The following is a 24,725-nucleotide window of genomic DNA, read 5'->3' as shown; positions in this document are numbered from 1 at the left end:
CGAGATCACCGGCTCCTTGGCAGCCTCCATGATCGCGTCCAGGAGCTGCTTGGCCACCTCCTTCAGGATCCGGCGGACCATCTCCCGCGTCGCCAACGTCGCCGCCGCGCCACCGATCTCCGACAGACCCAGCGTGAACGGGGCGGCGGCCTGCGCAGCGATGATCTCAGCGGCCAGGATCGCCAACTGGACGATCACCGCCACCTTCATGCCGATCACCAGCATCGCCGCGGCTTCCAACGTGAACGCGATGACCTCCGCCGCCTGCGCGGCATCGTTGAGGTAACCGGAACCGCCGGAGAACTTCTCCCACGTCTTGCTGAACCCCTCAATGGCATCACCGGAGTTCTCGCCCAGGACATTGCTCGCATACGTGTTGCCCCGGGCCGCATGCCCCTGGACCTCCGACGCGAACGTGCGCCAGACCTGCGCACACTCCATCAGCTTGTCCTCGTCAGCATGCGGCCAGTTGAAGCCGAGCATGTCCAGGACCCACTCAAGAGGATCCGGCAACATGAGAGACAAGGTGGAACTCCCCCGTTGTGTTGCATGTTCTTTGGTGTGACGTCGATGTGACCGTCAGGACGCTGAACAGAAAATGGGCCCGTCGGCCTATGGCTTCGGGCAGTGTGCGTGCCGGGCGCACCGGCACATCAGTGATGGGCGCCAGGGCCGCTATCGGCTGCGTGAACTCCGCGCCGACTGTGCGGACATCGAGCCGGGCTGGAAGCCGTCGTTCGCCACTACTCCCCCATCGCTGCGCAGTCTCACCGCATCTCGCGCCCCCGCCGACGCGCGCCGCTGCCGCGTCAAACAGCACGACAGTGCGAATGACTCTACCGGGTTGCGTCGGCTCCGCCCCCAACACTTCGTCCTCCAGGGAGCCTTCGGAGAACCTTCTGAGCTTTCCGTGAGCTTTCAGCGGGCGTTGAGTAAGTCCGAGCGGGCGTTGAGTAAACCCGGGTGTGCTTTGAGTAAGCCTGGGTGAGCATTGAGTGAGACCGAGCGGGCAATGCGTAGGCCCGCACGAGCCTTATGGAGCCTCAATGCGCCTAAGACCGACCGAGGATAGGGGGTTCATCTCAGGCGGCACACTGTTGGGCGGCACGGCCATCGATAGAGGTTTCCGGCCCGCCGGGTCGGAGCTGAGCACGCCCGGTAGCCGCGTTCGTTGAGCCACTCGTTGGCGAACGCGAAGTCCTCGCTGAGCGCCCTGATCGCTTCGATCGGGACCTGGACGTAGGGCAGGGGGTGTCCGAGCGTGCTCTCGATGGCGGCGGCGATCTGCACCGGCGTGAGTGCGTCTGCCGCCAGGGCCACCGCGCGGCCGATCCACGCCTTGGGCCGGGAGAACACCAGGGAGGTGACGAAGCCGACGTCGTCCACGGCCATGATCTGCAGAGGAACCTCGGGCGCGAGGGCGGTTGCCAGCGCCCCGCCCTGCAGGGCATATCCGCCGGTGAAGTTCTCCATGAAGGAGACCGGCCGCAGGATCGTCGCGAGGGCCCACGACCCACAACTGGGGCGGCCCTCCGGTTATCGACCGATCCAAGGCGCACGATCTGCTGTCCACCCTGGCCACCGAGGGTGAAGCCGACGGCCCGGTCGAGGCCGACCGGCTGCTCGCCCTGGCCGTCGACGGGGTACGCGCGCGCTGAGGATCTTCTTCCACAGCGAAGGAACACGAAGCCTCCGAAGAGACTTCGGTGCGGCAGGGCGCGCGGGGTCCTTGCCACTGGCGATCGCGGGAGGCGACTCCCGTCCTCGGCCCTCCAAGTGTCCTTCAGCGCACGTCAAGTGAGCCTCAGTGCGCACTGGAGGTGAGTCTCGCGGCCACCCGGAGGCCGAACACCGTGCCGTAGTGTCGAGGCTGCCGGAACCGCGCCGCACCCCGCCCGCACCGCACGCCGCCCGTGCCGGGACCGGCTCCACGCGAGAGACGAGAGAGAAACGGTATGTCCGAACCGCAGCCGCAAGAGGGACAACGGCCCATTCCCACCAGCGCCGACGAAGCGCTGGAAATCGGGCGGAACCACTTTCCGAGTGTCTGGCCGGACGGGGAGCAGCCGACGCTCCATGTCCATGAATTCGACATCGGTTATCTGGTGTACCCGGTGTTTCCGCCGAGGGCGGACCCGACCGCCTATCCGCGCGATCCGGGCGGCTCCCACATCGTGATCTCCAAGGCGGACGGCGCGATCAGCGCACTGCCCAACTACCCGCCGGAGCAGGCGGTCGAGATGTACCGCCGGCACTTCCTCCCGGGGGCGTGACCGACCGGGCGGTCAGATGTGTCGAGACCGCGTCACGACCGGTCTCGGCGCAGCCCGGCACACCGTCCCGCCCCGCCCTCACGGCGTGAGCGACTCGTCCAGGAACTCGTGTATGTGCGCGCGGACCTGGGCCCGGTCCGTACCGGGGAGGCCGACGACGAGGTGGGTGCCGAAGCCGTCGAGGAGGGCGCGGATGCGGGTGGCGAGGCGTTCGGCGTCGACGGGGCGGAACTCGCCCTTCGAGACGCCCTCGACGAGCAGGGCCACCAGGTCGCGGTGCCAGGCGAGTTCCAGTTCGAGCTGGCGCTCGCGGGTCTCGTCGTCGGCGTTCTGGGAACGGTTCCAGACCTCCAGCCACAGCGTCCAGCGCGGGTCGCGGTGGCCGTCGGGCAGGTAGAGGTCGATCAGCGCGTCCAGGCGTTCACGGGCGGGGACGCGACGGGAGAGGGCGGCCCGGCGCTCGGCGCCGAGCTGCTCCTCGCTCCACTGGAGGGTCTGCAGCAGCAGCTCGTCCTTCGTACCGAAGTAGTACAGGATGTGGCCGCTGCTCATGCCGACCTCGCGGCCCAGTCCGGCCATGGTCAGCCGGTCCAGGCCCTCCGCGGCGATGGTGGCCATCGCCGCGGCCAGGACCTGCTCACGGGGCTGGTTGAGCCGGCGCCGGGGACGGCGCACGGGACCGGGCACGGGGACCTCCGGGTCGGCTGGGCGGGCCTGCGGATCAGGCCTCGGGCTGCTGCTGGGTGATGCAGTGGATACCGCCACCCGCTGCGAAGATCGTACGGGCGTCGACGAGGGTCACCGTCCGGTCGGGGAAGAGCCGGCGGAAGATGGCGGCCGCCTCCTCGTCGCGCGGGTCGTCGAAGGCGCACAGCACCACGCCGTCGTTGCAGAGGTAGTGGTTGATGTAGGAGTAGTCGACCAGCTCGCCGTCCTCCTCGATGACGGTCGGCGCGGGCACCTCGACGACCTCCAGCCGCCGGCCCCTGGCGTCGGTGGCCGAGCCGAGCAGCTTGACGATCTCGCTGCAGATCGCGTGGTCGGGGTGGTCGGGGTCGGGCTGGGTGTGCACGAGCACGGTGCCCGGGCGGGCGAAGGCGGCGACGATGTCGACATGGCCGCGGGTGCCGAACTGCCCGTAGTCCGCGGCCAGGCCGCGCGGCAGCCAGATCGCCTTGGTGGTGCCGAGGTGGGCGTGGATCTCGGCCTCGACCTCCTGGGCGGTGCGGCCGGGGTTGCGGCCGGGGTCGAGCTGGACGGTCTCGGTCAGCAGGACGGTGCCCTCGCCGTCGATGTGGATGCCGCCGCCCTCGTTGACCAGGGGGGTGGTGTAGCGGCGGGCGCCGGCCAGGGCCGAGACCTGCTCGGCGATCTTCTCGTCGAGGTCCCAGCGGGCCCATTCCTGGGCGCCCCAGCCGTTGAACACCCAGTCGGCGGCGGCCAGCGAGCCCTTGCCGTCGGTGAGGAAGGTGGGGCCGATGTCGCGCATCCAGGCATCGTTCAGCGGGCGCTCGACGATCTCGATGTCCGCGCCGAGGAGGGCCCGGGCGCCCTCGGACTGGCCGGGGCCGGCGACGACGGTGACCGGCTCGAAGCGGCGGACCGCGCGGGCGACGCCGGCCCAGGCGCGGCGGGCCTCGGCCAGCGCCTCGCCGCCCTCCTCGCCGAACGTGAAGTTGGGGCCGGGCCAGGCCATCCAGGTGCGCTCGTGGCGGGCCCACTCCGGGGGCATGCGGAAGCCGTCGGCGGCAGGGGTGCTCATGCGGGGGTCCTCAGGGTCTGTGGCGGTGGTGCCGTCGGATGGGCGCCGGCGGTGGGGTGCGGCGGCGGTGCGGTTCACAGGAAGTAGAGCCGGGACAGCGAGACGGTGTCGGCCGGCTCGGAGCGCATCGGGTCGCCGTCGAGGGTGACCAGTCCGCTGCGCCCGTCGACCTGGACCTGTCCGACCCGGGAGTTGTGGACGAGGTTGCCGGGGCCGATGCCTCGGGTGCCGCGGACGGCGACCCGGCGGCGGCGGGTGGGCAGGTGGTCGCCGCCCTGCTCGACCGCGGCGGCCGCCACGAAGGCGACCGAGATCTCGGCGGGGGTCGCGCCGTGCGCGCCGAACTGCGGCCCGAGCACCAGGGGTTCGCAGGTGTCGGTGGCGGCGTTCGGGTCGCCGGTGACGCCGTAGGCGGGGAAGCCGGACTTCAGCACCAGCTGCGGTTTGGCGCCGAAGAACTGCGGCTTCCACAGCACGATGTCGGCCATCTTGCCGACCTCGATCGACCCGATCTCGTGCGAGAGGCCGTGGGCGATGGCGGGGTTGATGGTGAGCTTGGCGATATAGCGCAGCACGCGGGCGTTGTCGTCATGGGCGCCGTCGCCCTCCATGGGGCCGAGCTCGGCCTTCATCTTGCCGGCCATGGCGAAGGTCCGGCGCACGGTCTCCCCGGCCCGGCCCATGCCCTGGGCGTCGGAGGAGGTGATGCCGATCGCCCCGAGGTCGTGCAGCACGTCCTCGGCGCCCATCGTCCCCGCGCGGATGCGGTCGCGGGCCATCGCGGCGTCGCCCGGCAGGTCGGTCTTCAGGTCGTGGACCGAGACGATCATGCCGTAGTGCTCGGCGACCGCGTCCCGCCCGAAGGGGAGGGTGGGGTTGGTGGAGGAGCCGATGACGTTGGGGACGCCGGCCATCTTCAGGACGTTGGGGACGTGTCCGCCGCCGCAGCCCTCGATGTGGAAGGCGTGGATGGTGCGGCCGTCCAGGACGCGCAGGGTGTCCTCGACGGTGAGGCACTCGTTGAGGCCGTCGCTGTGCAGCGCGACCTGGACGTCGTGGTCCTCGGCGACCCGCAGCGCGGTGTCCAGGGCGCGGGCGTGTGCGCCCATGTCCTCGTGGACCTTGAAGCCGCAGGCGCCGCCCTCGGCGAGCGCCTCGACCAGCGGGGCGTCGCCCGAGGAGGAGCCGCGGCCGAGGAAGCCGATGTTGACCGGCCAGGCGTCGAAGGCGCCGAAGGCGTGGCCCAGCGCCCACGGAGAGTTGACGCCCACGCCCCAGACCGGGCCGAACTCCTGGCCGATGATCGTGGTCACGCCGGAGGCCAGCGATGCCTCCATGACGCGCGGCGAGAGCAGATGGACATGGGTGTCGACGGCGCCGGCGGTGGCGATCATGCCCTCGCCAGAGACGATCGAGGTGCCGGTGCCGACGACGACGTCGACACCGTCGAGGGTGTCGGGGTTGCCGGCCCGTCCGATGGCGTGGATCCGGCCCTGGCGGATGCCGATGGACACCTTGCGGATGCCCTGTACGGCGTCGATCACCAGGACGTTGCTGATCACGACGTCGCAGGTCTCGCGGACCGCGGCCGCCTTGAGCAGCAGCCCGTCGCGGGCGGTCTTGCCGAACCCTGCCAGGAACTCGTCGCCGGGCTTCTGGGCGTCGGACTCGACCCGGACGACCAGGCCCGAGTCGCCGAGGACGACCCGGTCGCCGGCCCGCGGGCCGTGTACCGACGCGTACTCGTGGGGGTCGATGGTCATGCCTGCTCCTCCGCTCCCAGGTAGCCGCAGGCGGCGGCCCGCCGCAGCGCTTCCGTCTTCGCGCCCGGTGCGTCCAGCGGGCCGTCCACGAGACCGGCGAAGCCGATCGCGATCCGGGCGCCGCCGATCGGGACCAGACCGACCTCCGAGGAGCCGCCCGGATCGAACCGCACGGACGAGCCGGCCGGGACGCACAGCCGCATGCCGTACGCCGCACCGCGGTCGAAGTCCAGCCGGGGGTTGGCCTCGAAGAAGTGGAAGTGCGAGGTGACGCTGATGGGCACCGTCGCGGTGTTGCGCACGGTCAGCACCACCGCGGGCTCCGGCTCCGGGTCGGCCGGGCCGGGGAGCACGGCGCCGGGCGCGTGCGCCGGGTCGCTCTCCCCGGCCGCCGGACCGGCGCCGATCGGGTCGCCGACCACCGCGAGCCGGGAGCCGTCGTCGAAGACGGCCTCCACATGCACCTCGGTGACCACATCGGCCACGCCCGGCAGCACATCGTCCGGACCGAGCACGCTGCGTGCCGCCTCGATGGCTTGAGCGAGGCGGCGCCCGTCCCGCGCCGCCTCGCAGACTGTGTCCGCGATCAACGCGGTCGCCTCGGGCACATTCAGCTTCAGTCCGCGGGCCCGGCGCGTCCGCGCCAGCTCGGCCGCGCCGAACAGCAGCAGCCGGTCGCGTTCCGTCGGGGTCAGCCGCATCCCGTCACACCTCCAGCTCGATTAGAGCATCACTCTAACCATGAAATTAGTCAACGGGGAAGCATTGACCTACAGCGCAGTGATGAGTCACATTGAGCGCTGTTCTAAACGAGTGGTGAATAGAGCACTGCTCAAAATGATCTCGCACCGCTGATCCAGCGCTGCGGGACCGCTCACATCGAGCACTTCAACCTCACGGAGCACTGCACGCAGAGCACTGCTCAGACACTGCTGTCCGGCCTCTCAGGGGAGCCCTCATGCCGATCGAACAACGCGGAGTCGACACCATCCCGGACGAGGAGCGCACCAGCGGTCCACGCGACCTCATCTCGATCCTGCTCGGATCGAACCTCGCCCTCGGCGTGGTGATCTTCGGTTGGCTACCGGTCTCCTTCGGGCTCGGCTTCTGGCCCTCGGTGACCTCCCTGGTGGCGGGCACGCTCATCGGCACCCTGCTGACCGCGCCTCTCGCACTGGTCTCGCTGCGCAGCGCGACCAACCTCTCCACCAGCAGCGGCGCCCACTTCGGCGTACGCGGCCGGCTCGTCGGCTCGGTGATCGGCCTGCTGCTCTCGCTCGGCTACACCGCGCTGACGCTGTGGGTCGGCGGCGACGCGGTCGTCGGCTGCCTGCACCGCCTGACCGGGCTGCCGACCGGAGGAGCGACCTACGCCCTGGTCTACGCCCTGCTCGCCGGCGCCACCGCCGTCGGCGCGGTCTACGGCTACCGGGTGCTGCTGCGGCTGAGCAAGGTGCTCGCCGTCGGCATGACCCTGCTGCTGGCCGTCGGGATCGTGGCGTACTCCGCCACCTTCACCACCGCCGCGCCGCACGGCAGCTCGTATCTGCTGGGCGGCTTCTGGCAGACCTGGCTGCTGGCCGCCGTCTCCGCGGGCCTGAGCGGCCCGATCGCGTTCATCACCCTGCTCGGCGACTACAGCCGCTACATCTCCCCGCGCCGGCACAGCTCGAAGAAGGTCTTCGGCGCCACCTGCCTGGGTCTGGTCGTCGGTCTTCTGGTGCCGCAGCTGTTCGGCACGTTCACCGCCCTCGCGGTCGGCGCGGGCGAGGACTACGCGGGACCGCTGGTGGCCGGCGCCCCGTTCTGGTACCTGGCGCTGCTGCTGCTCAACGCCTCGGCCGGCTCGGTCGGCAACTCCGGGCTGATGCTCTACAGCATGGGCCTGGACCTGGACGCGATCCTGCCGCGCGCGACCCGCACCCAGGCCACCTACGTCGTCGCCGGGCTCGCGACCGCGCTGGTCTACGCCGGCCACTTCCTGTGGGCCGCGCAGGACGCGATGACCTCCTTCGTCCTGCTGATGACCGCGGTCGGCACGCCCTGGGCGGTGATCACCGTGATCGGCTTCCTCCGCTGCCGCGGCGCGTACGACCCAGAGTCCCTTCAGGTCTACAACCGCGGCACGCGCGGCGGCCGGTACTGGTTCACCGGCGGCTGGAGCGTCCGGGCGGCCGTCGCCTGGGCACTGGGCTCGGCGGTCGGCCTGATGGCGGTGGCCACACCGCTGTACGAGGGCCCGCTGCTGGCCTACACGGGCGGCATCGACGTCAGCTTCCTGCTCGCGGCCGCGGTGGCCGGTGCGGTCTACCTCGCCCTCACCGCCCGCGATCCGCGCCCGGTCCCGGCGCTGCGCACTCGTCACCCCGCCTCCCCCGCCTCCCCCGCCTCCCCCGCGGAAGCGTCCGCGGAGGCCGGCTGAGCCGATGTGAGCACGGCCGAGGCCGCCCCCGACCCGATGGTCGGCGGCGGCCTCGGTGCTGTCCGGAGAGGCGCCCCGGAGCGGCGGATCAGCCCAGCTGGTGCATCCAGCCGTGCTTGTCGTCGGCGACGCCCCGCTGGATGTCCAGCAGCGCCTCGCGCAGCTTCAGCGTGACCTTGCCAGGCTCTCCGTCGGACTGCGTCCACTCGCCGCCCGCGCTCTTGACCGTGCCGACCGGGGTGATCACGGCGGCGGTACCGCAGGCGAAGACCTCGGTGAGGGTGCCGTTCTCGGTGTCGGCCCGCCACCGGTCGATCGAGACCCGGGCCTCCTCGGACTCCAGGCCCAGGTCGCGGGCGACCGACAGCAGCGAGTCACGGGTGACACCGGCCAGCAGGGAGCCGGTCAGCGTGGGGGTGACGATCTTGTCCCCGTAGACGAAGTACAGGTTCATGCCGCCGAGCTCCTCGACCCACTTGTGCTCCACGGCGTCGAGGTAGGCGACCTGGTCGCAGCCGTGCACCGCGGCCTCGGCCTGTGCGAGCAGCGACGCGGCGTAGTTGCCGCCGGTCTTGGCGTCGCCCATACCGCCCGGGACGGCGCGCACCCGGTCCTCGGACAGCCAGATGGAGACCGGCTTGACGCCGCCGGCGAAGTACGCGCCGGCGGGCGAGGCGATCACGACGAAGAGGTACTCGTTGGCGGGCTTCACACCCAGCCCGACCTCCGTGGCGATCATGAAGGGCCGCAGGTAGAGCGACTCCTCGCCGCCGTGCGCGGGCACCCACTTCTTGTCCTGCTGGACCAGCAGGTCGCAGGCCTCGATGAAGGTCTCGACGGGCAGCTCGGGCATGGCCAGACGGCGCGCCGAGGCCTGGAAGCGCCGGGCGTTGGCGTCGGGGCGGAACATGGCGACGGAGCCGTCGGGCTGGCGGTATGCCTTGAGGCCCTCGAAGATCTCCTGCGCGTAGTGCAGGACGTTGGTCGCCGGGTCGAGGGAGAGCGGCCCGTACGGCACGAGCTGTCCGTCGTGCCAGCCGCGGCCCTCGGTCCACCGGATCGTCACCATGTGGTCGGTGAAGTGGCGGCCGAAGCCGGGGGCGGCCAGGATCTGCTCCCGCTCCGCGTCGGACAGCGGATGCGAGGAGGGCTTGAGCTCGATCGTGGGCGTCGTCATGAATGCGTGTCCTTCACTGCGTGATCCGATACCGCGGGTATCCGGCCCAGCCCTCCGGCCGGGGGTGAGTGGGGTCGGCCCCCACCGCGCGGCACCGGTGCGGTTTGTGGCGGCCGCGCGCACCGGGATCCTGAACGTACCGGTCGTTACTGGGACGTCCGAGTTTTCCGCGGGCGGCGACGCCACGTCCGATTATCGCTCGTGGGTCTCCGCCGCCGGAACCGGTGTGCGCGGTCCGCGTCCGATGGTCGCACCCAACCGGGCGGTAGCCCAGAGTGGGCCAACGCGGACAGCGCCGGTGCCTGGACGGTGTGTCCTGGCCCGGCGCTGTCGTGGGGTGCTGGTACTGCGCTGCGGGCCTCAGCCCGCTACTCGCGCGGCGAGGGCGTCGCCGATCTCGTCCGTGCTGCGGGCCGCGCCGTCCCTGGCCTCCAGGTCGGCCGCGACGGCCTCCTCGATGCGGGCGGCCTGCGGCTCGAAGCCGAGGTGGCGCAGGAGCAGGGCGACCGAGAGGATCGTCGCCGTCGGGTCGGCCTTGCCGGTGCCCGCGATGTCCGGCGCGGAGCCGTGCACCGGCTCGAACATCGAGGGGAACTGGCCGGTCGGGTTGATGTTCCCGGAGGCGGCCAGGCCGATTCCGCCGGTGACGGCGGCCGCGAGGTCGGTGAGGATGTCGCCGAAGAGGTTGTCGGTGACGATCACGTCGAACCGCTCGGGCTGGGTGACGAAGAAGATCGTCGCCGCGTCGACGTGCAGGTAGTCGGTGGTGACCTCGGGGTACTCCTGGCCGACCCGGTCGAAGATGTTCTTCCACATGTGGCCCGCGTAGACCAGGACGTTGTTCTTGTGAACCAGCGTCAGCTTCTTGCGCGGGCGGGCGTTGGCGCGCTCGTACGCGTCGCGGACCACGCGCTCGACACCGTAGGCGGTGTTGACGCTGACCTCGGTGGCGACCTCGGCCGGCGTGCCGGTGCGCAGGGAGCCGCCGTTGCCCGTGTACGGGCCCTCGGTGCCCTCGCGCACCACGACGAAGTCGATGTCGGGGCGGCCGGCCAGCGGGGTGGCGGTGTTCGGGAAGAGCTTCGACGGGCGCAGGTTGACGAAGTGGTCGAAGGCGAAGCGGAGCTTGAGCAGCAGCCCGCGCTCCAGCACACCGGACGGGACGGACGGGTCCCCGATGGCGCCGAGCAGGATCGCGTCGTGCTGCTTGAGCGACTCCAGCTCCGCGTCCGGCAGGGTCTCGCCGGTCGCGTGCCAGCGCTTGGCACCAAGGTCGTACTCCTTGGTTTCCAGCTTGACGTCCTGCGGAAGGACCGCGGTCAGGACCTTGAGGCCCTGGGCCACGACTTCCTGGCCGATACCGTCACCGGGGATCACTGCGAGGCGAATGCTGCGAGACATGTGGGGACCCTACGCCCCGTCCCATCGGTTGACACGTAACGTCCGCCATACGGACACATGGGCAGCCGGTCAACCTCCGTTCACCGCGACGCCCCGTGGCGGTCGAATGGCGCTGGGACATTCGCTGCCATGACTGGAATTCCCCGGGGGGACGCTCCCCTGCCCTCGCACACCCCGCGCGTCGGTGTTCCGGAGCGGCTCGCGGCCCGGATGAGCATGCCCGAGCAGCATGAGTACCTCCGCACGAAGCTGACCCGCCGGGGCCTGCTGCGCACCTCGGCCGCCACCGCGGGAGTGGTCGCGGGCTCCGGTCTGCTGACCGGTTCGGCCACGGCCGCCTCCCCCACCCTGTCGACCTCGCCCGCCGGCGTCGCCGTCGACGGCTCCCTCGTCGCCCCCTTCGGCCGCCACCTCGCCTTCGGCGCCGACCCCAAGAGCCAGATGCGGGTGAGCTGGCAGGTGCCGCTCGCAGTCCGGCGGCCGTACATCCGGGTGGGCCTGAGGCCCTGGGACCTCGGGCTGAAGATCGAGGCCGAGGTGCGCGCGCTGCACACCCCCTCGCTCTCCTCGAAGCTGCCCGCCGTCGAGCAGTACTACTTGCACGCGGCCCTCGACGGCCTGCGGCCGGGCACCACGTACTACTACGGCGTCGGGCACGACGGCTTCGACCCGGCCGATGCGCGCCACTTCTCCACCATCGGCACCTTCCGCACCGCGCCGGCCCGCGCCGAGACGTTCGTCTTCACCGCCTTCGGCGACCAGGGCGTCAGCTACCACGCGCTCGCCAACGACCAGCTGATCCTGGGCCAGAACCCGTCCTTCCACCTGCACGCGGGCGACATCTGCTACGCCGACACCGACGGGCAGGGCTCCGACCACGACGCCTACGACGCGCGGGTGTGGGACCAGTTCCTCGCCCAGACCGAGTCGGTGGCCAAGTCCGTGCCGTGGATGGTGACCACCGGCAACCACGACATGGAGGCCTGGTACTCGCCCAACGGCTACGGCGGCCAGGGCGCCCGCTGGTCGCTGCCCGGCAACGGCCCGGACGCCGACCGCGCCCCCGGCGTGTACTCCTTCACCTACGGCAATGTCGCGGTCGTCGCCCTGGACGCCAACGACGTCTCGTACGAGATCCCCGCCAACCAGGGCTACACCGATGGTGAGCAGACCCGCTGGCTCGACCGCCGCCTGGCACAGCTGCGCGCCGCCGAGGACATCGACTTCATCGTGGTCTTCTTCCACCACTGCGCCTTCTCCACCACCAACGCGCACGCCTCCGAGGGCGGAGTGCGCGACGCCTGGCTGCCGCTGTTCGACAAGCACCGGGTGGACCTGGTCATCAACGGGCACAACCACGTCTACGAGCGGACCGACGCCCTCAGGGGCGGCCGGGTCGCCAAGAAGATGCCGATCGGCGAGCGCGTCGACAGCGCACGCGAGGGCATCGTCTACGTCACCGCCGGCGGCGCGGGCCGGGCCCTCTACGACTTCCCCGTGCCCGACAGCTACGAGGGCCACGTCAAGGACCTCGACCACGTCGAGACCTTCCACTGGTCCAAGGGCCAGGTGAAGACCAAGGACACCGTGGAGTGGTCCCGGGTCCGCTACACCGGCTACTCCTTCATCGCCGTCGAGGTCTCCCCGGGCCACCGCCCGCGGATGAAGGTCACCGCCCTCGCCGAATCCGGCGAGCGCATCGACCACTTCGAGGTGACCCGCTAGGGGCACCTCGAAGCCGCAGGGCGTCCGGGATCCGGGCGCCCCGCGGCGTTCACGAGGGAGAGATCCAGCGGGCCAGGGACATCCGGATCCGCCACCAGCAGTGGCACAGCTCCGACGACAGCCGTGAGGGCACCGGCCCGGCGTGCGCGCGCATCGCTTCAGTGCCCGGTCGAGCCGCCGTTGTCACGGCGGTCGAGGGCGCGCTGGAGGGCGGCCGCGGCGTTCCGCCGGTCGGCTTCGCTGGTCGTACGGACGGAGTGACGGGTCCTGCGGACGGCGGTCTCGGCCATGATTCACGTCTCCAATGCCAAAGCCCCGAGAACAAACGGGATGCGTCGATCCAGAAGCGCCGGAAGGGGCGGGGGCCACGGCACGGCAGGGGTCACCTGCGCTCGCGCACCGGGCCGCATCCGCCCTCGCTCGATCGAGCGAGACGTTCGGCTTCTACAAAAGTAGGACAGCTCGGCCGTGATGTCTGCACAATTACTTGGGCTTCCTACTATCTGAGACAACGGCCGTGTGCTCGAACGAGTGATCTCTTGGCATATGCCAGGCCAGAGCGCTTGAGACGTGGCCAGCGTCGCGGCGTCGCTTGTGCCACCAGGCCAAGCCCGCCCACACTTGAGGAGGAGGTGCTGCACCATGACCGCTCTCGCACACGAAGCGCCCGAGACCACATCCGGGCCGGACCAGGACGAGCTCCTGTGGCAGGCATGGAAAGCCATGGAACTCCCCGAGGGCCTTCGCGCCGAGATCGTTGAGGGGTTCATCGAGGTGTCGCCCACAGGTCGCTACAGCCGCGGCAAGGTCAGCAACCGGCTGCGCAAGGAACTGACCTTGTACCTCGCCAGTGAGTCGAGGCCGTACGTCGTCAACAACGACATCAACGTCATACACGGCCGCAAGGTCTGGATCCCGGACGCATTCGTCGCACCGGAAGACGACGACGAGTTCGTCACCGAAGACGGTCTCGGTCTCGACGCCCGCTGTGTGGAACTCATCGTCGAGGTGGTCTCACCCGGTCACGACGGTACGCAGCGCGACCGAGTCCGCAAGCGCCGTGCTTATGCCCGCGCAGGAATTCCCGTATACGTACTCATCGACGCATACGACGATCACGGCATCGTCACTCTGCTCACCGATCCTCGCCCCGACGAAGCGAAGTTCGCCGGCGAGAAGCGCGTGCGCTACGGCACCGAGGTCACCATCCCCACAGGCCCCGCCAAGGGCTTCGTCATCGGCGAGGCGATCACCGGCCCGCCCCGGAACGCCTGACACCACGCCGACGGCCCGGCGCCCCTGACGAGAGGGGTGCCGGGCCGTCGGCGTGGTCGCCCGTGGGCGTCAGCCCATGTGGGGGTAGCGGTAGTCCGTCGGCGGGACCAGCGTCTCCTTGATGGAGCGGGTGGAGGTCCAGCGCATCAGGTTCTGCTTGGCGCCGGCCTTGTCGTTGGTCCCGGACGCCCGGCCGCCGCCGAAGGGCTGCTGGCCGACGACGGCGCCGGTGGGCTTGTCGTTGATGTAGAAGTTGCCCGCCGCGAAGCGCAGCTTCTCGCAGGTGACGGCGGCCGCCGCACGGTCCTGGGCGATGACGCAACCGGTCAGGCCGTAGGCCGAGGCGGACTCCATCTGGGTGAGCATGGCGTCGTAGTCGGCGTCGTCGTAGACGTAGACGCCGAGGATCGGGCCGAAGTACTCGTCCTTGAAGATCTCGTTCTCCGGGTCGGTGGAGACCAGGACCGTCGGGCGGACGAAGTAGCCCTCGCTGTCGTCGTACACGCCGCCGGCCACGACCTCGACGGTCGGGTCGGCCTTGGCGCGGTCGATCGCCGCCTTGTTCTTGGCGAAGGAGCGCTCGTCGATCACGGCGCCCATGAAGTTCGCCAGGTCCGAGACATCGCCCATGGTCAGCGACTCGACCTCGGCGGCGAACTCCTCCTTGAAGCCGGCGTTCCACAGGGAGGCCGGGACGTACGCGCGGGAGGCCGCGGAGCACTTCTGGCCCTGGAACTCGAAGGCGCCACGGGTCATGGCGGTCTTCAGCACGGCGCGGTCGGCCGTGGGGTGGGCGACGATGAAGTCCTTGCCGCCGGTCTCGCCGACCAGTCGCGGGTAGGTCTTGTAGTTCTCGATGTTGTTGCCGACCGTCTTCCACAGGTGCTGGAAGGTCCTGGTCGAGCCGGTGAAGTGGATGCCCGCCAGGTCGGGGTGGGTCAGCGCCACCTCCGAGACGTCCTTGCCGTCACCCGTGACGAGGTTGATCACGCCCTTGGGCAGACCGGCCTCCTCCAGCAGCTGCATCAGCAGCACGGCGGCGAAGGTCTGGGTCGGGGACGGCTTCCAGACGACCACGTTGCCCATGAGGGCGGGGGCGGTCGGGAGGTTGCCGGCGATCGCGGTGAAGTTGAACGGCGTGATCGCGTAGACGAAGCCTTCGAGGGGGCGGTGGTCCGAGCGGTTCCACACGCCCGGGGAGTTCGCCGGGGGCTGCTCGGCCAGGATCTGGCGCGCGAAGTGCACATTGAAGCGCCAGAAGTCGATCAGCTCGCAGGGGGTGTCGATCTCGGCCTGCTGAGCCGTCTTGGACTGGCCGAGCATGGTGGCGGCGGCCATCGTCTCGCGCCACGGGCCGGAGAGCAGCTCCGCGGCCCGCAGGATGATCGCGGCGCGGTCGTCGAAGGACATCGCGCGCCAGGCCGGGGCGGCGGCCAGCGCGGCGTCCACCGCGTCCTGGGCGTCCTGGACCGTGGCGTTGGCATACGTGCCGAGCCGGGCCGAGTGGTTGTGCGGCTGTACGACGTCGAAGCGCTCGCCGCCACCCATCCGCCGCTCCCCGCCGATGGTCATCGGCAGCTCGATCGGGTTGCCGGCGAGCTCCTTGAGCTTGGCCTCCAGACGGGAGCGCTCGGGGCTGCCGGGGGCGTAGGTGTGGACCGGCTCGTTCACCGGCACGGGGACCTGGGTCACAGCGTCCATGGCCGTTCTCCTTCGATCGTCGGTTCGTGCGTACGTACTGCGGTCTGCTGGGGTGTCCGTCATCCTCGTGTCGCGAGCGACCTCAGGAAGAAGCCGAGGTTCGCGGGGCGCTCGGCGAGCCGGCGCATGAAGTATCCGTACCAATCAGTGCCATAGGGGATGTACACCCGCATGCGGTTCCCCTCGGCGACCAGCCGCTGCTGCTCCGCCTCACGGATGCCGAACAGCATCTGGAACTCGTAGTCGGTCGGCTTGCGCCCGTTGCGGTGGGCCAGCTCCTGGGCGATGGCGACCATCCGCGGATCGTGCGACCCGATCATGGGGTAGCCCTGCCCGGCCATGAGGATCTTCAGGCAGCGCACATAGGCCCTGTCGACCTCCCGCTTGTCCTGGAAGGCGACGGTCGCGGGCTCCTTGTACGCCCCCTTGACCAGTCGCACCCGGGAGCCTTCCCCGGCCAGCGCATGGCAGTCGTCCTCGGTGCGGAAGAGGTAGGACTGCACCACCGCGCCCGTCTGGGGGAAGCGCTCGCGCAGCTCGGCGAGGATCGCGAGGGTGGAGTCGACCGTGGTGTGGTCCTCCATGTCGAGGGTCACCGTCGTGCCGGCCGCGGCGGCGGCCTCGACCACCGGAGTGACGTTCTTCAGCGCCAGTTCGTGCCCGCCGGCCAGCGCCTGGCCGAATGCCGACAGCTTCACCGACATCTCGGCCTTGACGCCGAGCCCCTGCTCCTTGAGGGCCTCGGCCAGCTGGAGGTAGGCGTCGCGGTTGCGCAGCGCCTCGGCCGGGTCGGTGATGTCCTCGCCGAGGTGGTCGAGGGTGACCTCCATGCCGCGCGCGGCCAGGGACCGTACGGCCGCCATGGACTCGTGCAGATGCTCGCCGGCGACGAACCGGTCCACCACGGGACGAGTGACCGGAGCGGCCGCGACGATACGGCGGATGCTGTCGCTGCGCGCTGCGGCGAGGAGCACGGGACCCAGCATGGGGCACCTCCACGATTCAGGATGACAAATGCCATGCGAACGCCGGACGAGGCGAATGCCCCGGCACGAATGAGCCACCTGAAATTTAAGGATCGCGCCACTTCCCGGCCATCGACAGCTGTCACGCCTTCGTGGCCGGGATCTCAGACAGATGTATGAGAATGGTGGGGGGCGACCACTGCGACAGGAGAGGGCCGGCAAGGGATGCGGGGCGACTACCAGCAGCTCGTGGACGAGATCTCGGCGGCGCTCGGCGCACCGGCGACGCTGGAGGACCGGGATTTCGGGCTGATCGCGTTCGGCGCGCACGAGGGCGAGGACGACGAGGTCATGGACCCGGTGCGGACCCGCTCGATCCTGCAACGGCGCTCGTCGGCGGCCGTACGGGCCTGGTTCGAGGCGTTCGGGATCGCCCGGGCCACGACGGCGCTGCGCATTCCGCCGGACCCGGCGGCCGGGGTCTTCCGCGGCCGGATCTGTCTGCCCGTACGCCATCAGGGCATCGCGCACGGCTATGTCTGGCTGCTGGACGACGGCCATCTGAGCGACCTCGCCCTGGGCGGCCACGGCACACCGCCCGACCCGCGGATCGCCCAGGCCATGGAGACCGCCGCCCGGATCGGCGCGCTGCTGGCCGCCGAGGCCCGCGCCGGCACCGAACTCGGCGATCTGCTGCGGGAGTTGCTGCTCGTCGAGCCCGCCGGGCGGCCGGCCACCGCGGCCGCGCTGCGCGACGCCCTGCGGGACACCCTGCGCTTCACCTCCGGGGTGCCGCTCACCCTGGTCGCGGTGGTGCCCTGGGACACCTCGGACACCGGCGCGGCGCCGCTGCCGAGCCTGCCGGGGCTGCTCGCGGTGTGTGCGCTGCGCGCCGGCGAGCTTCCGGGGTCCGCGGCGGCCGGGCCCGCCCTGGCCGCCCTGGTGCGGCTGCGCTCGACCGGTGCGCTCACCCCCGCCCATACGGTGGCCGAACATCTGCTGCGCTCACCGCGCGCGGGCGCCGCACCGGCCGCCGGGCACCAGTCCCCGCGGCCCGGTTCGGGCGCCGCCGGGATCGCCATCGGCGTTCGGGAGCTGACCGACCTCCCGGCCGCCTGGCGGGAGGCCCTGGACGCCGCCCGCGCGGCCCGCGCCGAGCCCCGGCTGGGGCCGATCGCCCAGTGGGACGCCATCGGCTCGTACCGCATGCTGACCGCGCTGCCCACCACCGGCCCCGACCCCGCGATCGGCCCGCTGCTCACCCCGGCACACGCCGAACTCGCCCGCACCGCCGAGGTGTTCCTCGACTGCGCGGGCCAGGCGAGCCGCACCGCCCAGGCCCTGGGCATCCACCGCCAGACCCTCTACTACCGGCTCGGGCGAGTGGAGAAGCTGACCGGCCTCGACCTGGACGACGGCGAGCACCGGCTGCTGCTGCACATGGCCCTCAAGGCGGCGCGCCTGTAAGGGCGTTGGGGATCCGCGACGCCGTGCTGTGTTACGGTGCGAGTCGACTTCTCACCGTTGGGCCTTACGCCTCGCAACCAGCTTCACCCGGGTCCCGATGACGCGGGGAAGGTGGAAGTCACTCATCACACCTGACAAGGGTGTTCTGTGATGGTGACGACGTGCGTCGGCCCTTCCGGTCCTTTCCGGGGCCCCGGGGAACTGCCGGGGACCGTGTTCCGGCGTGAGCACCGTTCCGGCATCAGCGACCCGGTCCGCAACAGCGGCTCGGTCCGCGTCGTCGCCAGCACAGCCGGTTCCCTCAGGGAGGTTTCCGGAGTGCCGGAAGTCCCATCCATCCCGGACCAGGCCACGCGGCGTCCGTGGCGGGTACTCGCGATCATGTGCATCGGCTTCTTCATGTCGCTGCTCGACGGATCGATCATCAACGTCGCCGTCCCCACGCTGATCCACAGCCTGAACGCCTCCTACGACCAGGTGCTGTGGGTCATCGACGGCTATCTGCTGGTCTTCTCGGTGCTGCTGATCAGCACCGGACGGCTGGGCGACATCTTCGGATACCGCCGGCTGTACGTGATCGGCATCGTCACCTTCACCGTCGCCTCGGCACTGTGCGGGCTGGCCGGTTCGCCGGCCTGGCTGCTGGCCGCACGAGCGCTCCAGGGACTCGGCGGGGCGCTGCTGTTCCCGCAGGTCATCTCGTCGATTCTGACGATCTTCCCGCCGCGGCTGCGCGGTCGCGCGTTCGGCCTCTTCGGCGCGATCGTCGGCTTCGCCCCGATCGTCGGCCCGGTCGTCGGCGGTTTTGTGCTCGCCCGCCTCGGCTGGCGCTGGATCTTCTTCCTCAACGTCCCGATCGGGATCGTCACCGCCGTGCTGGCACTGGCCTGGGTGCCGCCCCTGCGCTCGGGCCGCACCCACCGGCTCGACCTGGCCGGTGTCGCACTGGCCACCGCCGGACTGAGCGGCATCGTGTTCGGCCTGATCGAGGGAGAGCGCTACGACTGGGGCACGGTCACCGGGCCGATCAGCATCGCCTCGGTCATCGCCGCGGGCGTCGTGCTGCTGGCGGTGTTCGTCGTCTGGCAGCACCGGCAGCGGGGGGAGCCCCTGATGCCCCTGGCCCTGTTCCGTACGCGCGACTTCGCGGTCGGCAACGGCGTCGGGTTCGTCTTCCAGCTCGGCATGATCGGCATCATGTTCGTGCTGGTGCTGTACCTGCAGACGGCCCGCGGGTACTCGGCGCTGGAGACCGGCCTGGCGGTGCTGCCGAACGCCGTGCTCACCGCGGTCGGCTCGGCGTACGCCGGGCGGCTGTCGGACCGGTTCGGCGGCAAGTACCTCCTGATGGCCGGGATGACGCTGCTCGCCGTCGGCCTGCTGGTGCTGCTGTGCATGACCGGCCCCACCAGCAGCGCGTGGAGCCTGCTGCCGGGTCTGCTCATCATCGGGATCGCCGGCGGCGCCACGTTCGCACCGCTGCAGCAGGCCACCACGGACGGTGTGGACCCGCGGCTGGCCGGGGCGGCCTCCGGCGTCTCCAGCACCACCCGGCAGATCGGCGGTGTCCTCGGCACCGCCGTGCTGGGCGCCCTGCTGTCGGCCCGCCTCTCCTCGGCCCTGCGCGGCGCGGCGGAGCAGCACGCCGGCCGGCTACCGGAGGAGCTGCGCGCCCGGTTCATCGGCGACAGTGCCACCGCCGCGCAGAACTACAGTCCGCCCGCGCCGCCTGGCGGTCTGAACCGGGCCACGGCCGGCCTGTACGAACGCGTCACCGCCGACACCTTCGCCGCCGGTTTCGCCGACGCCATGCAGACCGTCCTCGCGGCGTGCGCGGTGACCCTGCTGGCCGCCGTGGCGCTCTGCTTGCTGTTCGGCCCGCCCAGGAAGCCGACGGCCGAGCCGGCGCGACAACGGCAGGCCGAGACCGCACCGCGGGACTGACCCGGCCGGGACGTGGCCGCGGCCTGCCGGCCGCGGCCACCGTCGGGCTCCCGGCCGGACGGTCAGGGCTTGCGCAGCACCTCGCCCGCGGTGACCCGCCGCAGCGCGGCCGCCAGGTCCTCCCCGGTGGGCAGCGCGTCGGGGGTGACCAGCGACTGCACCATCAGGCCGGTGAGCAGGGCCTGGTAGAAGGAGCCGACGACCCGGGCCGCCTCCGCGTCGACCTCGGTGTCCGGTACCCCCTCGAAGATCGCGACGAGCCCCTCGTTGCCCTCCGGCAGCACCTCGCCGATCGCCTCGCGCAGCCCCTCGTCGCGCGGCAGCAGCCCCAGCACCTCGACCTGCGCGGCGATGAACTCCCGTTCCGTGGCGATCCGCCGCAGGACGTTGTCCCAGACCGCGGCGAACCGCTCCAGCGGGTCCGCGTCCGCCGCCCGCGCGTCGCCGCCGGCGGACGGCGCCTCGGCCACGCTCGCGCCCCACTCCTCGCTGGACGCGATGACCGCCTGGCGCATCAGGGCGTCCTTGGAGCCGTAGTGGTATCCGATGGAGGCGAGGTTGGCGCCGGAGGCGGCCACGATGTCGCGCGCGGTGGTGCGCGCGTACCCCTTCTCCAGCAGGCAGCGCTTGGCGCCTTCCAGCAGATCTTCACGGTGTCCCATGCCGGCAGCCTAGCTCTGCGCATACGCTCGTACCAGACAGGTGTCTTAAACGTACGTATACGTTCTGGTGGTCACCCCCGGTCACCGGGGGCGGTCCGGCCCGGGGTCCTTGCGCGGCCCCGTGCCGTCGTCGATCTCGACCTCTTCCCGGTGGATCTCGGTGGTGATCTCCTTCTGCTCGGTCACCCGCTCCGTCTCCAGCCACACCCGCTCGACCGGCACCATCTTCTTGCTGATCGTGGGCTGCTCCTCGTGGAGGACCACCTCGGACCGGCCGTGACCGGTCCGCGGCGCCGCCCGGCCCGCCCGCCGGTCCTCCTCGGTGATCTCCTCGCGGACCACCCGGACCTCCTCGTGTGTGACCGGGACGGTGCGGTGCACCTCCTCGGTGACCACGTGCTTGCTCAGGTGGACCCGGCCGGTCACCCGCTCCTCGGTGCCGATCTCCAGCCGCTCCTCGGAGAGCACGATCTCGGTGACGGGCTCGCCACCGGGCCGGGTGTCCGCCCCGTCGCGGCCGCGCGTGGCCGCGCCCGCCCCGGCCGCCGGCTGGTCGAAGAGCTTGTTGCGCTCACCGCGCGCCGGGGAGCGGGCCGTGGTGTCCGCCGTGGCCCGGGGCCCGGCACCGGCCGCGCCCGCCGCGGGCCGCGGGCCGAGGCCGGACGCCACGACGGTGTCGGCGCGGGCGCGGTCGTCGGCGATGCCCTCCAGCTCACCGGGGTCGGCGGCATCCGGCCGCAGCAGCCCGTAGTGGCGGTAGAGCCGGGCCTCCTCGGACGGGTCGAGATGGCCGTCGGCGTCGATCCGCGGCGCCTCCTTGATGGTCGCCTTGGTGTGCGGAACGCGCAGCTCACCGCCGGTCCGGCGGGCCCCGGCGAGCGGGATGAAGGTCTCCTTCATCCCGAACAGGCCGGTACGCACGGTGATCCACTCGGGGTCGTTGGTCGCGTCGTCCCGGTAGACCTGCTGGACCGTACCCACCTTCACGCCGTCCGCATCGACCACCCGCAGGCCGGTCAGGCTCTGCGGGGACTCGCCCACAGGTGCATTCATGGCGTGTCCTCCTTCCGGCACGCGCCGGCGGGGGCGTGCACGCTTCCCCGTGCACTCCTCCCATTGCGCGCCGCCGGGCGGTGCCACGCAAGCGCTGACGCCAACGGGCCCGGACTCCGCGAATGCGGGGTCCGGGCCCGTTGACCTGCGAGATCGTACGATCAGTCGCCGAGGTTCACCGCACGCACGGAGGTCGCGCCGATCTCCTCGGAGATCTCGCTCAGCACGCCCGGCGGAATCGTGTCGTCGACGGTCAGCGCGACCAGCGCCTCGCCACCGACATCGGCCCGGGAGACCTGCATCCCGCCGATGTTGATGCCCGCCTCGCCCAGGATCCGGCCGACGGTGCCGACGACACCGGGGCGGTCGCTGTAGCGCATGAACGCCATGTGGTTCGCGAGCGACAGATCGATCGAGTGGTCACCGACCGCCACGATCTTCTGGATGTTCTTGTGGCCGGCGAGCGTGCCGGAGATCGACACCTCGTCGCCGCCCGCCAGGGTGCCGCGCACGGTCACCACATTGCGGTGCTCGGGCGACTCGCTGCTGGTCGTCAGCCGCACCTCCACCCCGCGCTCCTGCGCGAACAGCGGGGCGTTGACGTACGACACCGTCTCGTCCACGACGTCCTCGAACACGCCCTTGAGCGCGGAGAGTTCGAGCACCTTGACATCGTGCTGGGTGATCTCGCCGTACACCTCCACGTCGAGGCGCATGGCCACCTCGCCGGCCAGCGCGGTGAAGATCCGGCCCAGCCGCTCGGCCAGCGGCAGCCCCGGCTTGACGTCCTCGGCGATCACGCCGCCCTGGACGTTGACCGCGTCCGGCACCAGCTCGCCGGCGAGCGCCAGGCGCACCGACTTGGCGACCGCGATACCGGCCTTCTCCTGCGCCTCACCCGTCGAGGCGCCCAGGTGCGGGGTGGCGACGACCTGGTCGAACTCGAAGAGCGGGGAGTCGGTGCACGGCTCGACGGCGTAGACGTCCAGCCCCGCGCCGGCCACCCGGCCCTCCTTCAGCGCGCTGGCCAGCGCCACCTCGTCGACGATCCCGCCACGCGCGGCGTTGACGATCCGGACCGACGGCTTGACCTTGCGCAGCGCCTCGTCGCCGATGAGGCCGACGGTCTCGGGCGTCTTGGGGAGGTGGACGGTGATGAAGTCCGAGACCTCCAGCAGCTCGTCGAGGGTCAGCAGCTTGACGCCCATCTGGGCGGCGCGGGCCGGCTGGACGTAGGGGTCGTAGGCGACGACCTTCATGCCGAACGCCGACATCCGCTGGGCGACCAGGACGCCGATCCGGCCGAGGCCGACCACGCCGAGGGTCTTCTCGCTGAGCTCGACGCCGGTGTACTTGCTGCGCTTCCACTCGCCGTTCTTCAGGGCGGTGTTGGCCTGCGGGATGTTGCGGGCCGTGGCGACCAGCAGACCGCAGGCGAGCTCGGCGGCGGTGACGATGTTGGAGGTCGGTGCGTTGACGACCATCACGCCGGCCTTGGTGGCGGCGGAGACGTCGACGTTGTCCAGGCCCACGCCCGCGCGGGCGACGACCTTCAGCTTCTTGGCGGCGGCGATGGCCTCGGCGTCCACCTTCGTCGCGCTGCGCACGAGGATGGCGTCGACATCGACGACCGCGGGGAGCAGCTCGGCGCGGTCCGCGCCGTTGCAGTGCCGGATCTCGAAGTCCGGGCCGAGAGCGTCGACGGTGGCGGGCGACAGCTCTTCGGCGATCAGTACGACAGGTTTCGAGCTCACGTGGTCTTCAGTCCTCACTAGTCCTTCGCGGACGGCCGTCCCGACGGCCGAAGGCGGTGAAGGGGGAAAGCCGCGTGGAAGACGCACGACGTTGTGGGCCTGAACGCGCTTGTGATGGGCAGTGTAGTGGCGGTGGAGGGCGTGTCCTGCGCCGTTGCGGAAGGATCACCCGTGCGTGGTTCTACGCGGTGGACAAGGCACCTGGTCGGCGCCCGGCCGGGCACATGGACGAGGGGGCCGCGAGCTGCTTCGCGACCCCCTGTCCGTCGGGCTTACGCCTCGTCGTCCACCCAGCTCATCAGCTTGCGCAGCTGCTTGCCGGTGGTCTCCAGGAGGTGGCCCTCGTCGGCCTTCTTGTACTCGTTGTACTTCGGCAGACCGGCGTTGTACTCCGCCATCCAGTTGTTGGCGAAGGTGCCGTCCTGGATCTCGGTGAGGACCTTCTTCATCTCCGCCTTGGTGGCGTCGGTGATGACGCGCGGGCCGGTGACGTAGTCGCCCCATTCGGCGGTCTCGGAGACCGACCAGCGCATCTTCTCCAGGCCGCCCTCGTACATCAGGTCCACGATCAGCTTCAGCTCGTGGAGGCACTCGAAGTACGCGATCTCCGGCTGGTAACCCGCCTCGACCAGCGTCTCGAAGCCGGCCTTGACCAGCGCCGAGGCGCCACCGCACAGGACCGCCTGCTCACCGAACAGGTCGGTCTCGGTCTCCTCGGTGAAGGTGGTCTTGATGACGCCGGCGCGGGTGCCGCCGATGCCCTTGGCGTAGGAGAGCGCCAGCTCGAAGGCCCTGCCGGACGCGTCCTGCTCGACGGCCGCGATGCACGGCACGCCGCGGCCCTCCTCGTACTGGCGGCGCACGAGGTGGCCCGGGCCCTTGGGAGCGACCAGCGCGACGTCCACGCCGGCCGGGACCTTGATGAAGCCGAAGCGGATGTTGAAGCCGTGCGCGAAGAACAGCGCGTCGCCGTCCTTCAGGTGGTCCTTGATGGACTCCTCGTAGACCTTCGCCTGGATCGGGTCCGGGATGAGGATCATGATGACGTCCGCCTCGGCCGCGGCCTCGGCCGGGGTCACCACGCGCAGGCCCTGCTCCTCGGCCTTGGCCTTGGACTTGGAGCCCTCGTGCAGACCGACGCGCACGTCGACGCCCGAGTCGCGCAGGGACAGCGCGTGGGCGTGGCCCTGGCTTCCGTAGCCGATCACCGCGACCTTGCGGTTCTGGATGATGGACAGGTCGGCGTCGTCGTCGTAGAACAGCTCGGCCACTTCGGGTATCTCCTTGGATCTAGCGGGGTGCCCACACAGTACGTCGGGCGGGGTCGGGAAGGTCGGTGGGTCTCGCCATACGGTCGGAACGAGCCGCGGGCGGATCGGGC

Annotated in this window: 21 protein-coding genes; 6 read left to right on the top strand and 15 right to left on the bottom strand. The window is 70.8% G+C overall.

Annotated elements, in window-relative coordinates; translation table 11 throughout:
• Both ACZ4NB_RS19240 and ACZ4NB_RS19235 read right to left on the bottom strand, forming a co-directional pair.
• A partial coding sequence (locus tag ACZ4NB_RS19240; RefSeq protein ID WP_467662974.1) for a WXG100-like domain-containing protein occupies positions 1-516 on the bottom strand: 516 nt, incomplete at its 3' end.
• A gap of 561 nt (positions 517-1,077) precedes the next feature.
• Entirely contained in the window at positions 1,078-1,491 is a 414-nt protein-coding gene (locus ACZ4NB_RS19235) for an NmrA family NAD(P)-binding protein (RefSeq protein ID WP_467662991.1), read from the bottom strand.
• Between the two features lie 464 nt (positions 1,492-1,955).
• Here ACZ4NB_RS19235 and ACZ4NB_RS19230 point away from each other — a divergent pair, with 464 nt between their 5' ends.
• Positions 1,956-2,273, top strand: coding sequence for a hypothetical protein (locus ACZ4NB_RS19230; protein WP_467662972.1), 318 nt, complete (start codon positions 1,956-1,958; stop codon positions 2,271-2,273).
• Between the two features lie 78 nt (positions 2,274-2,351).
• On the opposite strand, the gene ACZ4NB_RS19225 is transcribed toward ACZ4NB_RS19230, so the two are convergent.
• The 4 genes from ACZ4NB_RS19225 to ureA form a co-directional block, all read right to left on the bottom strand.
• Positions 2,352-2,960 carry a TetR/AcrR family transcriptional regulator gene (locus tag ACZ4NB_RS19225; RefSeq protein WP_467662970.1) on the bottom strand — a complete coding sequence of 203 codons (609 nt, stop codon included), beginning with the start codon at positions 2,958-2,960 and terminating at the stop codon, positions 2,352-2,354.
• 34 nt (positions 2,961-2,994) lie between these two features.
• Entirely contained in the window at positions 2,995-4,035 is a 1,041-nt protein-coding gene (locus ACZ4NB_RS19220) for an agmatine deiminase family protein (RefSeq protein ID WP_467662968.1), read from the bottom strand.
• Between the two features lie 74 nt (positions 4,036-4,109).
• Complete coding sequence (locus tag ACZ4NB_RS19215) at positions 4,110-5,798, bottom strand: urease subunit alpha (protein WP_467662966.1); 1,689 nt, start codon at positions 5,796-5,798, stop codon at positions 4,110-4,112.
• A complete protein-coding gene (gene ureA, locus ACZ4NB_RS19210) occupies positions 5,795-6,499 on the bottom strand; it encodes an urease subunit gamma (RefSeq protein WP_467662964.1) in 705 nt (234 codons plus the stop codon). The genes ACZ4NB_RS19215 and ureA overlap by 4 nt, the downstream gene beginning before the upstream one ends.
• A gap of 257 nt (positions 6,500-6,756) precedes the next feature.
• Here ureA and ACZ4NB_RS19205 point away from each other — a divergent pair, with 257 nt between their 5' ends.
• Positions 6,757-8,220: a cytosine permease gene (locus tag ACZ4NB_RS19205; protein WP_467662962.1), complete on the top strand. Its 1,464-nt coding sequence runs from the start codon at positions 6,757-6,759 to the stop codon at positions 8,218-8,220.
• Positions 8,221-8,308: 88 nt separating this feature from the next.
• On the opposite strand, the gene ACZ4NB_RS19200 is transcribed toward ACZ4NB_RS19205, so the two are convergent.
• Both ACZ4NB_RS19200 and ACZ4NB_RS19195 read right to left on the bottom strand, forming a co-directional pair.
• A complete protein-coding gene (locus tag ACZ4NB_RS19200) occupies positions 8,309-9,397 on the bottom strand; it encodes a branched-chain amino acid aminotransferase (RefSeq protein ID WP_467662960.1) in 1,089 nt (362 codons plus the stop codon).
• 360 nt (positions 9,398-9,757) lie between these two features.
• Positions 9,758-10,798 carry a 3-isopropylmalate dehydrogenase gene (locus tag ACZ4NB_RS19195; RefSeq protein WP_430976832.1) on the bottom strand — a complete coding sequence of 347 codons (1,041 nt, stop codon included), beginning with the start codon at positions 10,796-10,798 and terminating at the stop codon, positions 9,758-9,760.
• A 129-nt stretch (positions 10,799-10,927) separates the two neighbouring features.
• On the opposite strand from ACZ4NB_RS19195, the gene ACZ4NB_RS19190 reads away from it, so the two are divergent.
• Complete coding sequence (locus ACZ4NB_RS19190) at positions 10,928-12,523, top strand: purple acid phosphatase family protein (protein WP_467662958.1); 1,596 nt, start codon at positions 10,928-10,930, stop codon at positions 12,521-12,523.
• Positions 12,524-12,681: 158 nt separating this feature from the next.
• Here ACZ4NB_RS19190 and ACZ4NB_RS19185 read toward each other — a convergent pair whose 3' ends face one another.
• A complete protein-coding gene (locus ACZ4NB_RS19185) occupies positions 12,682-12,813 on the bottom strand; it encodes a hypothetical protein (protein WP_327154627.1) in 132 nt (43 codons plus the stop codon).
• A 352-nt stretch (positions 12,814-13,165) separates the two neighbouring features.
• On the opposite strand from ACZ4NB_RS19185, the gene ACZ4NB_RS19180 reads away from it, so the two are divergent.
• Positions 13,166-13,798 carry a Uma2 family endonuclease gene (locus ACZ4NB_RS19180; RefSeq protein WP_467662956.1) on the top strand — a complete coding sequence of 211 codons (633 nt, stop codon included), beginning with the start codon at positions 13,166-13,168 and terminating at the stop codon, positions 13,796-13,798.
• Positions 13,799-13,867: 69 nt separating this feature from the next.
• On the opposite strand, the gene pruA is transcribed toward ACZ4NB_RS19180, so the two are convergent.
• Both pruA and ACZ4NB_RS19170 read right to left on the bottom strand, forming a co-directional pair.
• Positions 13,868-15,499: an L-glutamate gamma-semialdehyde dehydrogenase gene (pruA, locus tag ACZ4NB_RS19175; protein ID WP_467662954.1), complete on the bottom strand. Its 1,632-nt coding sequence runs from the start codon at positions 15,497-15,499 to the stop codon at positions 13,868-13,870.
• A 59-nt stretch (positions 15,500-15,558) separates the two neighbouring features.
• The gene (locus tag ACZ4NB_RS19170; RefSeq protein WP_467662952.1) at positions 15,559-16,485 is read right to left on the bottom strand and encodes a proline dehydrogenase family protein; all 927 of its coding nucleotides are present in this window, start codon (positions 16,483-16,485) and stop codon (positions 15,559-15,561) included.
• A 204-nt stretch (positions 16,486-16,689) separates the two neighbouring features.
• Here ACZ4NB_RS19170 and ACZ4NB_RS19165 point away from each other — a divergent pair, with 204 nt between their 5' ends.
• Together ACZ4NB_RS19165 and ACZ4NB_RS19160 are read left to right on the top strand one after the other, a co-directional pair.
• Entirely contained in the window at positions 16,690-17,931 is a 1,242-nt protein-coding gene (locus tag ACZ4NB_RS19165; protein ID WP_467662950.1) for a PucR family transcriptional regulator, read from the top strand.
• A 318-nt stretch (positions 17,932-18,249) separates the two neighbouring features.
• A complete protein-coding gene (locus tag ACZ4NB_RS19160; protein ID WP_467662948.1) occupies positions 18,250-19,875 on the top strand; it encodes a DHA2 family efflux MFS transporter permease subunit in 1,626 nt (541 codons plus the stop codon).
• 62 nt (positions 19,876-19,937) lie between these two features.
• Here ACZ4NB_RS19160 and ACZ4NB_RS19155 read toward each other — a convergent pair whose 3' ends face one another.
• From ACZ4NB_RS19155 to ilvC, 4 genes are all read right to left on the bottom strand, one after another.
• Complete coding sequence (locus tag ACZ4NB_RS19155; RefSeq protein ID WP_467662946.1) at positions 19,938-20,537, bottom strand: TetR/AcrR family transcriptional regulator; 600 nt, start codon at positions 20,535-20,537, stop codon at positions 19,938-19,940.
• Positions 20,538-20,618: 81 nt separating this feature from the next.
• Positions 20,619-21,590 carry a DUF2382 domain-containing protein gene (locus tag ACZ4NB_RS19150; protein ID WP_467662944.1) on the bottom strand — a complete coding sequence of 324 codons (972 nt, stop codon included), beginning with the start codon at positions 21,588-21,590 and terminating at the stop codon, positions 20,619-20,621.
• Positions 21,591-21,751: 161 nt separating this feature from the next.
• Complete coding sequence (gene serA / locus ACZ4NB_RS19145) at positions 21,752-23,344, bottom strand: phosphoglycerate dehydrogenase (protein ID WP_467662942.1); 1,593 nt, start codon at positions 23,342-23,344, stop codon at positions 21,752-21,754.
• 272 nt (positions 23,345-23,616) lie between these two features.
• The gene (gene ilvC / locus ACZ4NB_RS19140) at positions 23,617-24,615 is read right to left on the bottom strand and encodes a ketol-acid reductoisomerase (RefSeq protein ID WP_467662941.1); all 999 of its coding nucleotides are present in this window, start codon (positions 24,613-24,615) and stop codon (positions 23,617-23,619) included.
• Between the last annotated feature and the right edge of the window lie 110 nt (positions 24,616-24,725).

The organism is Streptomyces sp. NPDC026575, assembly GCF_055567415.1.
The sequence above is the reverse complement of the archived record's forward strand: the minus strand, read 5'-3'. Positions and strand labels throughout refer to the sequence as shown.

Bases quoted from the DNA above. Each gene is read 5' to 3' on its own strand.
- ACZ4NB_RS19170 (WP_467662952.1), bottom strand. From the start codon at position 16,485: ATGCTGGGTCCCGTGCTCCTCGCCGCAGCGCGCAGCGACAGCATCCGC.
- ACZ4NB_RS19180 (WP_467662956.1), top strand. From the start codon at position 13,166: ATGACCGCTCTCGCACACGAAGCGCCCGAGACCACATCCGGGCCGGAC.
- ACZ4NB_RS19205 (WP_467662962.1), top strand. From the start codon at position 6,757: ATGCCGATCGAACAACGCGGAGTCGACACCATCCCGGACGAGGAGCGC.
- ACZ4NB_RS19190 (WP_467662958.1), top strand. From the start codon at position 10,928: ATGACTGGAATTCCCCGGGGGGACGCTCCCCTGCCCTCGCACACCCCG.
- ACZ4NB_RS19165 (WP_467662950.1), top strand. From the start codon at position 16,690: ATGCGGGGCGACTACCAGCAGCTCGTGGACGAGATCTCGGCGGCGCTC.
- ACZ4NB_RS19200 (WP_467662960.1), bottom strand. From the start codon at position 9,397: ATGACGACGCCCACGATCGAGCTCAAGCCCTCCTCGCATCCGCTGTCC.
- pruA (WP_467662954.1), bottom strand. From the start codon at position 15,499: ATGGACGCTGTGACCCAGGTCCCCGTGCCGGTGAACGAGCCGGTCCAC.
- ACZ4NB_RS19220 (WP_467662968.1), bottom strand. From the start codon at position 4,035: ATGAGCACCCCTGCCGCCGACGGCTTCCGCATGCCCCCGGAGTGGGCC.
- ACZ4NB_RS19230 (WP_467662972.1), top strand. From the start codon at position 1,956: ATGTCCGAACCGCAGCCGCAAGAGGGACAACGGCCCATTCCCACCAGC.
- ACZ4NB_RS19155 (WP_467662946.1), bottom strand. From the start codon at position 20,537: ATGGGACACCGTGAAGATCTGCTGGAAGGCGCCAAGCGCTGCCTGCTG.
- ACZ4NB_RS19195 (WP_430976832.1), bottom strand. From the start codon at position 10,798: ATGTCTCGCAGCATTCGCCTCGCAGTGATCCCCGGTGACGGTATCGGC.
- ureA (WP_467662964.1), bottom strand. From the start codon at position 6,499: ATGCGGCTGACCCCGACGGAACGCGACCGGCTGCTGCTGTTCGGCGCG.
- ACZ4NB_RS19150 (WP_467662944.1), bottom strand. From the start codon at position 21,590: ATGAATGCACCTGTGGGCGAGTCCCCGCAGAGCCTGACCGGCCTGCGG.
- ACZ4NB_RS19215 (WP_467662966.1), bottom strand. From the start codon at position 5,798: ATGACCATCGACCCCCACGAGTACGCGTCGGTACACGGCCCGCGGGCC.
- ACZ4NB_RS19185 (WP_327154627.1), bottom strand. From the start codon at position 12,813: ATGGCCGAGACCGCCGTCCGCAGGACCCGTCACTCCGTCCGTACGACC.